At 57.6% G+C, this 12,883-nt stretch carries 12 protein-coding genes and 2 tRNA genes; 13 read left to right on the top strand and 1 reads right to left on the bottom strand.

Going from position 1 to position 12,883, the window contains the following annotated elements; translation table 11 throughout:
• The first annotated feature begins 60 nt into the window (after positions 1 to 60).
• The 4 genes from carA (at position 61) to ACZ9H3_RS12205 (ending at position 5,419) form a co-directional block, all read left to right on the top strand.
• Entirely contained in the window at positions 61 to 1,197 is a 1,137-nt protein-coding gene (gene carA, locus ACZ9H3_RS12220; RefSeq protein WP_099775841.1) for a glutamine-hydrolyzing carbamoyl-phosphate synthase small subunit, read from the top strand.
• A 103-nt stretch (positions 1,198 to 1,300) separates the two neighbouring features.
• Positions 1,301 to 4,522, top strand: a complete 3,222-nt coding sequence (carB, locus tag ACZ9H3_RS12215) for a carbamoyl-phosphate synthase large subunit (protein ID WP_476220925.1) — start codon at positions 1,301 to 1,303, stop codon at positions 4,520 to 4,522.
• Positions 4,519 to 4,995 carry a transcription elongation factor GreA gene (gene greA, locus ACZ9H3_RS12210; RefSeq protein ID WP_065758257.1) on the top strand — a complete coding sequence of 159 codons (477 nt, stop codon included), beginning with the start codon at positions 4,519 to 4,521 and terminating at the stop codon, positions 4,993 to 4,995. The genes carB and greA overlap by 4 nt, the downstream gene beginning before the upstream one ends.
• A 28-nt stretch (positions 4,996 to 5,023) precedes the next feature.
• On the top strand, positions 5,024 to 5,419 hold the full coding sequence (locus ACZ9H3_RS12205) for an MFS transporter (RefSeq protein ID WP_065758258.1): 396 nt from the start codon (positions 5,024 to 5,026) through the stop codon (positions 5,417 to 5,419).
• A 13-nt stretch (positions 5,420 to 5,432) separates the two neighbouring features.
• Here the strand turns inward: ACZ9H3_RS12205 and yhbY are convergent, their stop codons facing one another.
• On the bottom strand, positions 5,433 to 5,741 hold the full coding sequence (gene yhbY / locus ACZ9H3_RS12200) for a ribosome assembly RNA-binding protein YhbY (RefSeq protein ID WP_099775837.1): 309 nt from the start codon (positions 5,739 to 5,741) through the stop codon (positions 5,433 to 5,435).
• 100 nt (positions 5,742 to 5,841) lie between these two features.
• Between yhbY and rlmE the strand changes: the two genes are divergently transcribed.
• The 9 genes from rlmE (at position 5,842) to rimP (ending at position 12,878) form a co-directional block, all read left to right on the top strand.
• Entirely contained in the window at positions 5,842 to 6,465 is a 624-nt protein-coding gene (gene rlmE / locus ACZ9H3_RS12195) for a 23S rRNA (uridine(2552)-2'-O)-methyltransferase RlmE (RefSeq protein WP_065758260.1), read from the top strand.
• A 211-nt stretch (positions 6,466 to 6,676) separates the two neighbouring features.
• On the top strand, positions 6,677 to 8,584 hold the full coding sequence (gene ftsH, locus ACZ9H3_RS12190; protein ID WP_099775835.1) for an ATP-dependent zinc metalloprotease FtsH: 1,908 nt from the start codon (positions 6,677 to 6,679) through the stop codon (positions 8,582 to 8,584).
• 8 nt (positions 8,585 to 8,592) lie between these two features.
• A complete protein-coding gene (gene folP / locus ACZ9H3_RS12185; protein ID WP_099775834.1) occupies positions 8,593 to 9,444 on the top strand; it encodes a dihydropteroate synthase in 852 nt (283 codons plus the stop codon).
• A 16-nt stretch (positions 9,445 to 9,460) separates the two neighbouring features.
• Complete coding sequence (gene glmM / locus ACZ9H3_RS12180) at positions 9,461 to 10,801, top strand: phosphoglucosamine mutase (RefSeq protein WP_065758263.1); 1,341 nt, start codon at positions 9,461 to 9,463, stop codon at positions 10,799 to 10,801.
• Positions 10,802 to 10,867: 66 nt separating this feature from the next.
• The gene (tpiA, locus tag ACZ9H3_RS12175) at positions 10,868 to 11,623 is read left to right on the top strand and encodes a triose-phosphate isomerase (RefSeq protein ID WP_330522751.1); all 756 of its coding nucleotides are present in this window, start codon (positions 10,868 to 10,870) and stop codon (positions 11,621 to 11,623) included.
• Positions 11,624 to 11,626: 3 nt separating this feature from the next.
• A complete protein-coding gene (gene secG, locus ACZ9H3_RS12170) occupies positions 11,627 to 12,007 on the top strand; it encodes a preprotein translocase subunit SecG (protein ID WP_065758265.1) in 381 nt (126 codons plus the stop codon).
• A 20-nt stretch (positions 12,008 to 12,027) separates the two neighbouring features.
• Positions 12,028 to 12,113: transfer RNA gene (locus tag ACZ9H3_RS12165), tRNA-Leu, on the top strand.
• A gap of 99 nt (positions 12,114 to 12,212) precedes the next feature.
• Positions 12,213 to 12,289, top strand: a tRNA-Met gene (locus ACZ9H3_RS12160).
• Between the two features lie 130 nt (positions 12,290 to 12,419).
• Positions 12,420 to 12,878: a ribosome maturation factor RimP gene (gene rimP, locus ACZ9H3_RS12155; protein ID WP_065758300.1), complete on the top strand. Its 459-nt coding sequence runs from the start codon at positions 12,420 to 12,422 to the stop codon at positions 12,876 to 12,878.
• Positions 12,879 to 12,883: the final 5 nt, after the last annotated feature.

Here is a 12,883-nt window from a genome sequence, read left to right as displayed (position 1 = left end):
TCATTCCGCTTTTTTGCAACCTGCGATCGCCCCTTCAGGCTTGATTTACGGGAGGTCTTCTTGACTAAGCCAGCCATACTCGCCCTTGCTGATGGCAGCATTTTTCGCGGTGAAGCCATTGGAGCCGACGGTCAGACCGTTGGTGAGGTGGTGTTTAACACCGCAATGACCGGCTATCAGGAAATCCTGACTGACCCTTCCTATGCGCAGCAAATCGTTACCCTGACTTACCCACACATTGGCAACACTGGCACCACGCCGGAAGATGCCGAATCCGACCGCGTCTGGTCGGCTGGCCTGGTGATTCGCGACCTGCCGTTGCTTGCCAGCAACTGGCGGAACAAGCAGTCGCTGCCGGACTACCTGAAAGCCAACAACGTGGTTGCGATCGCTGGCATCGATACCCGTCGCCTGACACGCATCCTGCGTGAGAAGGGTGCGCAGAATGGTTGCATCCTGGCCGGTGACAACATCACTGAAGAAGCCGCCATCGCCGCTGCGCGTGGCTTCCCGGGCCTGAAAGGCATGGACCTGGCCAAGGTTGTCAGCACCCAGAACAGCTACGAGTGGCGTTCCAGTGTCTGGAACCTGAAGACCGACAGTCACCCGACTATCGAGGCTTCCGAGCTGCCATACCACGTGGTTGCCTATGACTACGGCGTCAAGCTGAACATCCTGCGCATGCTGGTTGAGCGCGGCTGCCGCGTGACCGTGGTTCCTGCGCAAACACCGGCCAACGACGTTCTGGCGCTCAACCCTGATGGCGTGTTCCTGTCTAACGGCCCTGGCGATCCAGAGCCTTGCGATTATGCAATCAAGGCGATTCAGGACATTCTCGAAACCGAAATTCCGGTGTTCGGCATCTGCCTGGGTCACCAGCTGCTGGCACTCGCTTCTGGCGCCAAGACCGTGAAAATGGGTCATGGCCACCACGGTGCCAACCACCCGGTCCAGGATCTGGACACCGGCGTTGTGATGATCACCAGTCAGAACCACGGTTTTGCCGTTGATGAGGCGACGCTGCCAGCCAATGTGCGCGCCACGCACAAGTCGCTGTTTGACGGTAGCCTCCAGGGTATTGAACGCACCGACAAGAGCGCGTTCAGCTTCCAGGGCCACCCTGAAGCCAGCCCTGGCCCGACCGATGTCGCGCCGCTGTTCGACCGTTTCATCGATGCCATGGCCAAGCGCCGCTGAGCACCTAGTGAGAAGGCCCTGAACCGGCGCAAGCCGTGTTCAGGGACCGCCAAGATTGTTCAAGACGGCTTGCCGACTGACCTGCGGATTTGAGTGACAACCCATGCCAAAACGTACAGACATTAAAAGTATCCTGATTCTCGGCGCTGGACCGATCGTGATCGGCCAGGCCTGCGAATTCGACTATTCCGGCGCCCAGGCCTGCAAGGCCCTGCGCGAGGAAGGTTTCCGCGTCATCCTGGTGAACTCCAACCCGGCCACCATCATGACCGACCCGGCAATGGCCGACGCCACCTACATCGAGCCGATCAAATGGCAAACGGTGGCCAAGATCATTGAGAAAGAGCGTCCAGATGCGCTGCTGCCGACCATGGGTGGCCAGACTGCACTGAACTGCGCCCTGGACCTGGAGCGCGAAGGCATTCTGGAGAAGTTCGGTGTGGAAATGATCGGCGCCAATGCCGACACCATCGACAAGGCAGAAGACCGTTCGCGTTTTGACCAGGCCATGAAAGCCATTGGTCTGGAGTGCCCGCGCTCCGGCATCGCCCACAGCATGGAGGAGGCTAACGCCGTTCTCGAGAAGCTGGGCTTCCCGTGCATCATTCGTCCGTCCTTCACCATGGGCGGCACCGGTGGCGGCATCGCCTACAACCGTGAAGAGTTCGAAGAAATCTGTGCCCGTGGTCTGGACCTGTCGCCGACCAAGGAACTGCTGATCGATGAATCGTTGATCGGTTGGAAAGAGTACGAGATGGAAGTGGTCCGCGACAAAAAGGACAACTGCATCATCGTCTGCTCCATCGAAAACTTCGACCCGATGGGCGTGCACACCGGTGACTCGATCACCGTTGCTCCGGCACAGACCCTGACCGACAAGGAATACCAGATCATGCGTAACGCCTCGCTGGCGGTACTGCGTGAGATCGGTGTTGAAACAGGCGGTTCCAACGTCCAGTTCGGTATCTGCCCGGACACTGGCCGTATGGTCGTGATCGAGATGAACCCGCGTGTATCGCGTTCCTCGGCCCTGGCTTCGAAAGCGACCGGCTTCCCGATCGCCAAGATTGCCGCCAAGCTGGCTGTCGGCTACACCCTGGATGAACTGCAGAACGACATCACCGGTGGTCGTACCCCGGCTTCGTTCGAGCCGTCCATCGACTACGTTGTGACCAAGCTGCCGCGCTTTGCCTTCGAGAAGTTCCCGAAAGCCGACGCCCGTCTGACCACCCAGATGAAATCCGTTGGTGAAGTCATGGCCATCGGCCGTACTTTCCAGGAATCCCTGCAGAAAGCCCTGCGTGGTCTGGAAGTGGGTGTATGCGGTCTTGATCCTAAGCTTGACCTGGCTAACCCGGAAACCCCAAGCATCCTCAAGCGCGAGCTGACCGTTCCTGGCGCTGAGCGCATTTGGTACGTTGCTGACGCCTTCCGTGCCGGCATGTCCCGCGACGAAATCTTCGCGCTGACCAGCATCGACCACTGGTTCCTGGTGCAGATCGAAGACCTGATCAAGGAAGAAGAGCGCGTCAAGACCCTGGGCCTGGCCAACATCGACAAGGGCCTGATGCTCAGCCTCAAGCGCAAGGGCTTCTCTGACCAGCGTCTGGCCAAGCTGCTGGGTATTACCGACAAGAACCTGCGTCGTCACCGTCACAAGCTGGAAGTGTTCCCGGTCTACAAGCGCGTCGACACCTGCGCTGCCGAGTTCGCGACCGACACGGCCTACCTGTATTCGACCTATGAGGAAGAGTGCGAGGCCAACCCGTCGAATCGTGACAAGATCATGATCCTGGGTGGTGGTCCAAACCGTATCGGCCAAGGTATCGAGTTCGACTACTGCTGCGTACACGCCGCACTGGCCCTGCGTGAAGATGGTTACGAGACCATCATGGTCAACTGCAACCCGGAAACCGTTTCCACCGACTATGACACGTCCGATCGCCTGTACTTCGAGCCGCTGACGCTGGAAGACGTGCTGGAAGTGGTGCGTGTCGAGAAGCCGAAGGGCGTGATCGTTCACTACGGTGGCCAGACCCCGCTGAAACTGGCTCGTGCGCTGGAAGAGGCCGGTGTACCGATTATTGGTACCAGCCCTGATGCAATCGACCGTGCTGAAGACCGTGAGCGCTTCCAGCAGATGGTTCAGCGTCTGAACCTGCTGCAGCCGCCAAATGCCACCGTTCGCAGCGAAGATGAAGCCATCCGTGCTGCCGGTGTGATCGGTTATCCGCTGGTGGTTCGTCCGTCCTACGTGCTGGGTGGCCGTGCCATGGAGATCGTCTACGAACTGGACGAACTCAAGCGTTACCTGCGTGAAGCGGTCCAGGTTTCCAACGACAGCCCGGTGCTGCTCGACCACTTCCTCAACTGCGCCATCGAGATGGACGTTGATGCGGTCTGCGACGGTACCGACGTGGTCATCGGCGCAATCATGCAGCACATCGAGCAGGCCGGTGTTCACTCCGGTGACTCGGCCTGTTCGCTGCCACCATACTCCCTGCCAGCCCATGTTCAGGACGAAGTCCGCGAGCAGGTCAAGAAAATGGCTCTGGAGCTGGGTGTGGTCGGCCTGATGAACGTTCAGCTGGCGCTGCAAGGCGACAAGATCTACGTCATTGAAGTCAACCCGCGCGCTTCGCGTACCGTACCGTTCGTCTCCAAGTGCATCGGCACTTCGCTGGCGATGATTGCGGCGCGCGTCATGGCCGGCAAGACCCTGAAGGAAATTGGTTTCACCAAGGAAATCATTCCGAACTTCTACAGCGTCAAGGAAGCGGTCTTCCCGTTCGCCAAGTTCCCAGGTGTTGACCCGATCCTCGGCCCTGAAATGAAGTCGACAGGTGAAGTCATGGGTGTTGGCGACAGCTTCGGTGAAGCGTTTGCCAAGGCTCAGATGGGCGCCAGCGAAGTGCTGCCGACTGGCGGTACCGCGTTTATCAGCGTGCGTGATGACGACAAGCCGCAAGTGGCTGGCGTTGCCCGTGACCTGATCGCCCTGGGCTTTGAAGTCGTCGCGACTGCAGGCACTGCCAAGATCATCGAGGCTGCCGGGCTGAAAGTGCGTCGTGTGAACAAGGTGACTGAAGGCCGCCCGCATGTTGTTGATATGATCAAGAACGATGAAGTGTCGCTGATCATCAACACCACTGAAGGTCGTCAGTCGATTGCTGATTCCTACTCGATTCGTCGCAATGCGTTGCAGCACAAAATCTACTGCACCACCACCATTGCGGCAGGTGAAGCTATCTGTGAAGCGCTGAAGTTCGGTCCGGAAAAGACCGTGCGCCGCTTGCAGGATCTCCATGCAGGACTCAACGGATGAATAAATACCCTATGACTGTCCAGGGCGCTCGCGCCCTGGAAGAAGAACTGACCCATCTGACCAAGGTCGTTCGTCCCAAGCTCAGCCAGGATATTGGTGAAGCGCGGGAGCTGGGCGACCTCAAGGAAAACGCCGAGTACCATGCTGCGCGCGAGCAGCAAGGTATGGTTGAAGCGCGTATCCGTGATATCGAAGGGCGCTTGCAGAACGCGGTGGTGATTGATGTCACTTCGATTGCGCACACTGGCAAGGTGATCTTCGGCACGACTGTTGAGATTGCCAACGTCGAAACCGACGAAAGCCTGAAGTACCAGATCGTTGGTGAAGATGAAGCTGACATCAAGGCTGGCAAGCTTTCGGTTGGTTCGCCTATTGCTCGCGCCCTGATCGGCAAGCAAGAGGGCGATGTCGTGTCGGTGAAGACCCCAAGTGGTTTGATCGAGTACGAGATTGTCGAAGTCGCCCATATTTAATCGGCGTCGCGGCGTTGCCGCGACCGCTGTGATCTGGCAGCTAACCCAGGTGCTCTGGGTTGGCGGCCTGTGGATGCTGTACTTCGGGCTTTTACCGACGCTTGCAAAGGTTGGGCTGGCGCCGCTACTTGTCGAGGATATCGGCAAGCTGGTGGCGTCATTGCTGGTAGCATTCGCAGCGTTTTGTGCGGGGCTGCAGGTGTTGGTTCTGGTGCAGGCTGAAGGCCTGCGCAGCCTGTGGCAAGACAGGCGAGGGCAACTGCTGCTGATGGCGTTGCTGGCGTGTGTTGTGTATTTTGCGTTGCGAACGTTGCTGCCAGGGTTGATGCGTTGGCAGTTGCTCTGCTATTTGGTGCTGGGCCTTACCGGTGTATTGCTGGTGCTACAACCTCAGCCGGGCAGGGCGCGCAGAGCGCGCCGCTGACACGGCGCGAGCATCACTTGTAGCGATGGATGTTCGACAGCTGTTTGTTAGGCTGTGGGTTTTTGCGGTAAATCAGTGCCATTTTCCCGATGGTTTGTACCAGTTCTGCACGGCCAGCCTTGCACAGCTCGGCGATCACTTCGGCACGCTCTTCGCGTTCGTTGAGGTTGAGCTTGATCTTGATCAGCTCGTGATCGCTCAGGGCACGCTCGAGTTCGGCGAGAACACCCTCAGTCAGCCCATTGCCTGCCACAATCAAAACTGGTTTGAGGTCGTGGCCAATGGATTTGTACTGTTTCTTCTGCTCTTGAGTGAGCGGCATAATCTGACCCTTTGTCTGATTCTGTAAAAATGGCGGCCATTTTACCCGAGGGCCCGTGGATCCGCCCAGTTAATCACGACCGTTATCATCGAGGTGCCCAGTGGCGCGTTCCAAGACAAGCCATAACTGGCTGAAAGAACATTTCAACGATCCTTACGTCAAGATGGCGCAAAAGGACGGTTATCGCTCGCGTGCCAGCTACAAGCTGCTGGAGCTGCAGGAAAAAGACCGACTGATCCGCCCGGGCATGAGTGTCATCGATCTCGGCGCTGCGCCAGGTGGCTGGTCTCAGGTGACCAGTCGTCTGATTGGTGGGCAGGGGCGTTTGATTGCCTCGGACATCCTGGAAATGGACAGCATTCCTGATGTGACCTTCATTCAGGGCGACTTCACCCAGGATGAGGTGCTTGCGCAAATCCTCGAAGCGGTAGGTAATACGGAAGTAGACCTTGTGATTTCCGATATGGCCCCCAATATGAGTGGTACGCCTGCGGTGGATATGCCCAAGGCGATGTTCCTCTGTGAGTTGGCCCTTGACTTGGCTACCCGCGTATTGCGTCCGGGTGGTGATTTCCTGATCAAGATCTTTCAGGGTGAGGGGTTTGATACCTATCTGAAAACCGTTCGGCAGAAGTTCGACAAGGTGCAGATGCGTAAGCCGCTCTCTTCGCGGGACCGTTCCCGCGAGCAGTACTTGCTGGCAAGGGGTTTTCGCGGCGAGTAAAGCGTCATGCCGGCAGCTTCCAGGGTTTGCGATAGTTTTTTCCAATCGACTGCCCTGCCTGACTTGGGCGAACATCGTGTAGTCTAAGTTTCACAAAGGGTTACAGACGGCGCCTGCAGATGTGTAGGTAATGTAGTAAGTTAGGCCGGTGATTATCATGCGAGGCACGGCTGCGCCTCAGCCTGCTTCAGAGGGTAGCTAATTGAACGATATGGCAAAGAATTTGATCCTGTGGTTGATCATCGCGGCTGTCCTGGTGACGGTGATGAACAACTTCTCCAGCCCGAACGAGCCGCAGACCCTCAACTATTCCGACTTTATTCAACAGGTCAAGGATGGCAAGGTCGAACGTGTCGCAGTCGACGGCTATGTCATCACCGGCAAGCGTACGGACGGCGAAAGCTTCAAGACCATCCGTCCGGCCATTCAGGATAACGGCCTGATTGGCGATCTGGTCGACAATCACGTAGTCGTTGAAGGCAAGCAGCCCGAGCAGCAGAGCATCTGGACTCAGCTGCTGGTTGCCAGCTTCCCGATCCTGGTGATTATCGCCGTGTTCATGTTCTTCATGCGCCAGATGCAGGGTGGCGCAGGTGGCAAGGGCGGGCCGATGAGCTTCGGCAAGAGCAAGGCGCGCCTGCTATCGGAAGACCAGGTAAAGACCACACTGGCCGACGTGGCCGGTTGTGATGAAGCCAAGGAGGAAGTCGGCGAGCTCGTCGAGTTCCTGCGCGATCCGGGCAAGTTCCAGCGCCTGGGTGGTCGTATTCCTCGCGGCGTGCTGATGGTTGGCCCGCCGGGTACCGGTAAAACCCTGTTGGCCAAGGCCATTGCAGGCGAAGCAAAAGTACCGTTCTTCACCATTTCCGGTTCTGACTTCGTCGAGATGTTCGTGGGTGTCGGTGCGAGCCGTGTCCGTGACATGTTCGAACAAGCGAAGAAGCATGCCCCTTGCATTATCTTCATCGACGAAATCGATGCGGTGGGTCGTCATCGTGGCGCCGGTATGGGTGGCGGTCATGACGAGCGTGAGCAGACCCTCAACCAGTTGCTGGTCGAGATGGACGGTTTCGAGATGAACGACGGCATCATTGTGATTGCCGCTACCAACCGCCCAGACGTGCTGGACCCGGCGCTGTTGCGTCCAGGTCGCTTTGACCGTCAGGTCGTGGTGGGTCTCCCGGATATTCGTGGTCGTGAGCAGATTCTCAAGGTTCACATGCGTAAAGTGCCTGTGGGCGAGAACGTCAATCCGGCGGTTATTGCACGTGGTACGCCAGGCTTCTCCGGTGCCGACCTGGCCAACCTGGTCAACGAAGCATCGCTGTTCGCTGCGCGTGGCAGCAAGCGTATCGTCGAAATGAAAGAATTCGAGTTGGCCAAAGACAAGATCATGATGGGCGCTGAGCGCAAAAGCATGGTCATGTCGGAGAAGGAAAAGCAGAACACCGCTTACCACGAAGCGGGTCACGCCATTGTCGGTCGCATCGTGCCTGAGCATGATCCAGTCTACAAAGTTTCGATCATCCCTCGTGGCCGTGCGTTGGGTGTAACCATGTTCCTGCCTGAAGAGGACCGTTACAGCCTCTCCAAGCGTGCCTTGATCAGCCAGATCTGCTCGCTCTACGGTGGTCGTATCGCCGAAGAGATGACGCTCGGCTTTGATGGTGTCACCACCGGTGCATCAAACGACATCATGCGTGCCAGCCAGATCGCCCGTAACATGGTGACCAAGTGGGGCCTTTCCGAAAAGCTCGGCCCGCTGATGTATGCCGAAGAAGAGGGTGAGGTTTTCCTGGGTCGTAGCGCGGGTTCCCAGCACGCTAGCGTGTCTGGCGAGACGGCCAAGATGATCGACTCCGAAGTGCGCAGCATCATCGATCAGTGCTATGCCACCGCCAAGCAGATTCTCACCGAGAATAGAGACAAGCTGGACGCCATGGCGGATGCATTGATGAAGTACGAAACCATTGATGCTGATCAGATCGACGACATCATGGCTGGCCGTACCCCGCGCGAACCGCGTGACTGGGAAGGTGGATCGGGTACTTCGGGCACACCTGTCTCGCAGAGTGACCGCCCCGAGTCGCCGATTGGTGGCCCGGCGGCGCAACACTAAGGATTCATATGACTCCAAAGCAGTACCCGACCCGGTTGCCTTGCGGCAACCGGGTTCTTGATTTGTCCCTTACCCATGTCATGGGTATCCTCAATATCACGCCAGACTCCTTCTCCGATGGCGGCCGCTTCACTCAGCGTGACGCGGCATTGCGCCACGCTGAGGCGATGGTTGCCGCAGGCGCTACGCTGATCGATGTGGGTGGTGAGTCCACTCGGCCGGGCGCGCGAGCGGTGTCTCCTGTCGAAGAGCTGGAGCGCGTTGCGCCCATCGTCGAGGCCATCAGCCAGGCGCTGGATGTCATCATCTCCGTCGACACGTCGACCCCGGCCGTGATGCGCGAGTCGGCCCGTCTCGGGGCGGGGCTGATTAACGATGTGCGATCGCTCAGTCGCGATGGCGCCCTGGATGCAGCGGCTGCCACAGGTTTGCCTGTGTGCTTGATGCACATGCGGGGTGAACCAGGCGACATGCAGAACAACCCGCATTACCAGAATGTCACGGTCGAAGTGTCGAGCTATCTTGAAGAACGGATGGCTGCGTGTGCTGCGGTGGGCATTGGTGCGGAGCGCATCATCCTGGATCCGGGCTTTGGGTTCGCAAAAAACCTGGCCCACAACCTTAGCCTGTTCAAGCACATGGAAGCGTTGTTTCGCCTTGGCAGGCCTCTGCTGGTCGGCGTTTCACGCAAGAGCATGATTGGTCAGGCACTTGAGCGCCCGGTTGGGGAGCGGCTCTACGGCAGCCTCGCATTGGCTGCGCTGGCGATGACCAAAGGTGCCAGTATTTTACGCGTTCATGATGTCGCCGAAACCGTCGACGTAGTGCGGATGATCGCAGCGGTACAGGCCGCCGAATAAGAGTGACGGAGCATTTATGAGTAGAAAATATTTTGGTACCGACGGTATTCGTGGCCGCGTCGGTGTATACCCCATCACCCCTGATTTCATGCTCAAGCTGGGTTGGGCGGCGGGTATGGCCTTTCGCAAGATGGGCGCTTGCAGGGTGTTGGTGGGCAAGGACACGCGAATTTCGGGTTACATGTTCGAGTCGGCGCTGGAAGCAGGTCTCTCTGCTGCCGGTGCGGATGTCATGCTGCTTGGGCCGATGCCGACCCCGGCGATTGCCTACCTGACGCGTACCTTTCACGCCGAAGCGGGCATTGTCATCAGTGCCTCGCACAATCCGCACGATGATAACGGCATCAAGTTCTTCTCCGGCCAGGGCACCAAGCTGCCTGATGATATCGAGTTGATGATTGAAGAGCTGCTCGATCAGCCGATGACCGTGGTGGAGTCGAGCAAGCTGGGCAAGGTCTCGCGCATCAACGATGCTGCCGGGCGCTATATCGAGTTCTGCAAGAGCAGTGTACCGACCAGTACCGATTTTGCCGGGCTCAAGCTTGTGGTTGATTGTGCCCATGGTGCTACCTACAAGGTTGCGCCTAGCGTGTTCCGCGAGTTGGGTGCCAGCGTCACGGTGCTGCATGCGCAGCCAGACGGCCTGAACATCAATGAAGGTTGTGGCTCTACGCACATCGAGTCGCTGCAGGCGGCGGTACTGGTGGGGCATGCCGATCTTGGTATTGCGTTCGATGGTGATGGCGATCGTGTATTGATGGTCGACCATACCGGTGCGATCGTCGATGGTGACGAGCTGTTGTTCATCATTGCGCGTGACCTGCAGGAGCGCGGCAAGTTGCAGGGTGGTGTGGTAGGTACCCTGATGAGCAACCTGGGCCTTGAGTTGGCCTTGCAGGAGCTTTCCATACCGTTTGTGCGGGCGAAGGTTGGCGACCGCTACGTCATGGCTGAGCTGTTGGAGCGTGACTGGGTGGTTGGCGGCGAAAACTCCGGGCATGTCGTGTGCTGCAACCACACCACGACGGGCGATGCGATTATTGCTGCGTTGCAGGTGTTGTTGGCGCTCAAGCGTCGCGGCGAAACCTTGGCTCAGGCGCGTCAGGCTTTGCGCAAGTGCCCACAGGTTCTGATCAACGTGCGTTTTGGTGACAGCAAGGTCGATCCGGTTGAGCACCCTGTCGTCAAGGAAGCCTGTGCGCGTGTTACAGAGGCAATGGCGGGGCGTGGGCGGGTATTGCTGCGCAAATCCGGTACTGAGCCGCTGGTGCGTGTCATGGTCGAAGGTGACGATGAGGCACAGGTGCGTGGTTATGCCGAAGAGCTGGCAGCGCTGGTTGGTGAAGTTTGCGTCTGATTAGCGCTTGCCAGCGTTGAAAGGGTTGGGTAAGATCTGCGCCCACTTTGACCGACGAGGTACAGCATGCGTCGCCCTATGGTAGCTGGTAACTGGAAGATGCACGGTACCCGCGCCAGCGTCGCTGAGCTGATCAAGGGCTTGAGTGATTTAGCCCTGCCGAGCGGTGTTGAAGTAGCGGTTTTCCCGCCCTGTCTCTACATCAATCAAGTGATTGAAGGGTTGAAGGGTAAGTCGGTAGCCGTCGGTGCACAGAACTCCGCAGTGGAGTCTATGCAGGGCGCGCTGACCGGTGAGACTGCACCGAGCCAGTTGGTCGATGCAGGATGTAGTTTTGTGTTGGTTGGGCATTCGGAGCGTCGCCAGTTCATGGGCGAAACTGACGCAACGCTCAACCGCAAGTTTGCAGCCGCTCAGGCCTGTGGCCTGACGCCAGTGTTGTGTATAGGGGAAACCCTGGAAGAGCGCGAGGCGGGCAAGACGCTTGAGGTTGTAGGGCGTCAGCTGGGTAGCATCATCGAGGAACTCGGTGTTGGTGCCTTTGCCAAAGCGGTGATTGCTTATGAGCCTGTATGGGCCATTGGCACAGGCCTTACGGCCACGCCACAGCAGGCGCAGGATGTGCATAAAGCCATTCGTGAGCAGCTGGCGGCAGAAAATACTGAAGTCGCAGCAAATGTGCGGCTTCTATACGGCGGCAGCGTGAAGGCGGCCAATGCGGCTGAGCTGTTCGGCATGCCGGATATCGATGGGGGGCTCATAGGTGGAGCTTCCCTGAACGCAGACGAATTCGGTGCAATTTGTCGCGCCGCAGGAAACTGAGAAATGCTCGAAACCGTCGTAGTTGTTTTGCATCTGTTGGGCGCACTGGGTTTAGTGGTACTGGTGTTGTTGCAACAGGGTAAAGGTGCAGAGGCTGGTGCATCTTTCGGCGCAGGTGCTTCAAATACTGTGTTCGGAAGCCAAGGTTCTGCTACCTTTCTGAGTAAGTTTACTGCTATACTAGCTGCCTCTTTCTTCTTAACTGCTCTTGGGTTAGGATACTTTGCTAAAGAGAAAGCTCATGAGCTGACTCAGGTAGGATTGCCAGATCCAGCGGTTCTGGAAGTTCAGAAAAAACCAGCGGCAGATGATGTGCCGGTGCTTCAAGAGCAAAAAGGTAATGTCGGTAATACTGATGTTCCTCCAGCTCAAGAGAAGAAGTAAAAAGCGTCAAATGTAGTATTGCCGAGGTGGTGGAATTGGTAGACACGCAACCTTGAGGTGGTTGTGCCCATAGGGTGTAGGGGTTCGAGTCCCCTTCTCGGTACCAATTAGAACAAGACAGCCCGCTACATGCGGGCTTTCTTGTCGGTGGAGGTTAGATTGACCCCTTGGTGGGTTCGGTCGTATACTTTCGCCCCAGCTTTGTCGCGGGGTGGAGCAGTCTGGTAGCTCGTCGGGCTCATAACCCGAAGGTCGTTGGTTCAAATCCAGCCCCCGCAACCAGTCCCAAGCGGAGCCCCTTTTCAGGGGCTTTTTGCTAGCTGGACAGTTCTTAGCGCCGGTATTCAGCGGCGTATCCGGGATGGGCGCTTTGCCCATTTTTTATTTGCATAGCATGCACGAGGGGGTTCAGGTGTCGAGCAAGCTAGAACAGTTGCAGGCCTTGTTGGCCCCGGTGGTCGAGGCTCTTGGCTATCAATGCTGGGGGATCGAATTCATCTCTCAAGGCAAGCATTCGGTACTGCGTATCTATATCGACAAGGCAGATGGCATTCTGGTCGACGACTGTGAAGTGGTCAGTCGCCAGGTGAGTGGCATTCTGGATGTCGAAGATCCGATCAGTTCCGAATACACCCTTGAAGTGTCCTCTCCTGGCATGGATCGCCCGCTGTTCACTTTGGAACAGTTCGCTTCGCATGCCGGCGAACAAGTGAAGATCAAGCTGCGTACGCCCTTTGAAGGTCGTCGTAACTTTCAGGGCCTTCTCCGTGGAGTGGAGGAGCAGGATGTGGTGGTCCAGGTGGATAGCCATGAGTTCCTGTTGCCGATCGACTCGATCGACAAGGCCAACATTATTCCCAGTTTTGACTGAGACGT

The organism is Pseudomonas sp. TE3910 (genome assembly GCF_056279025.1).
Note: the sequence above shows the minus strand (reverse complement) of the source record. Positions and strands in the feature narration are given on the sequence as shown.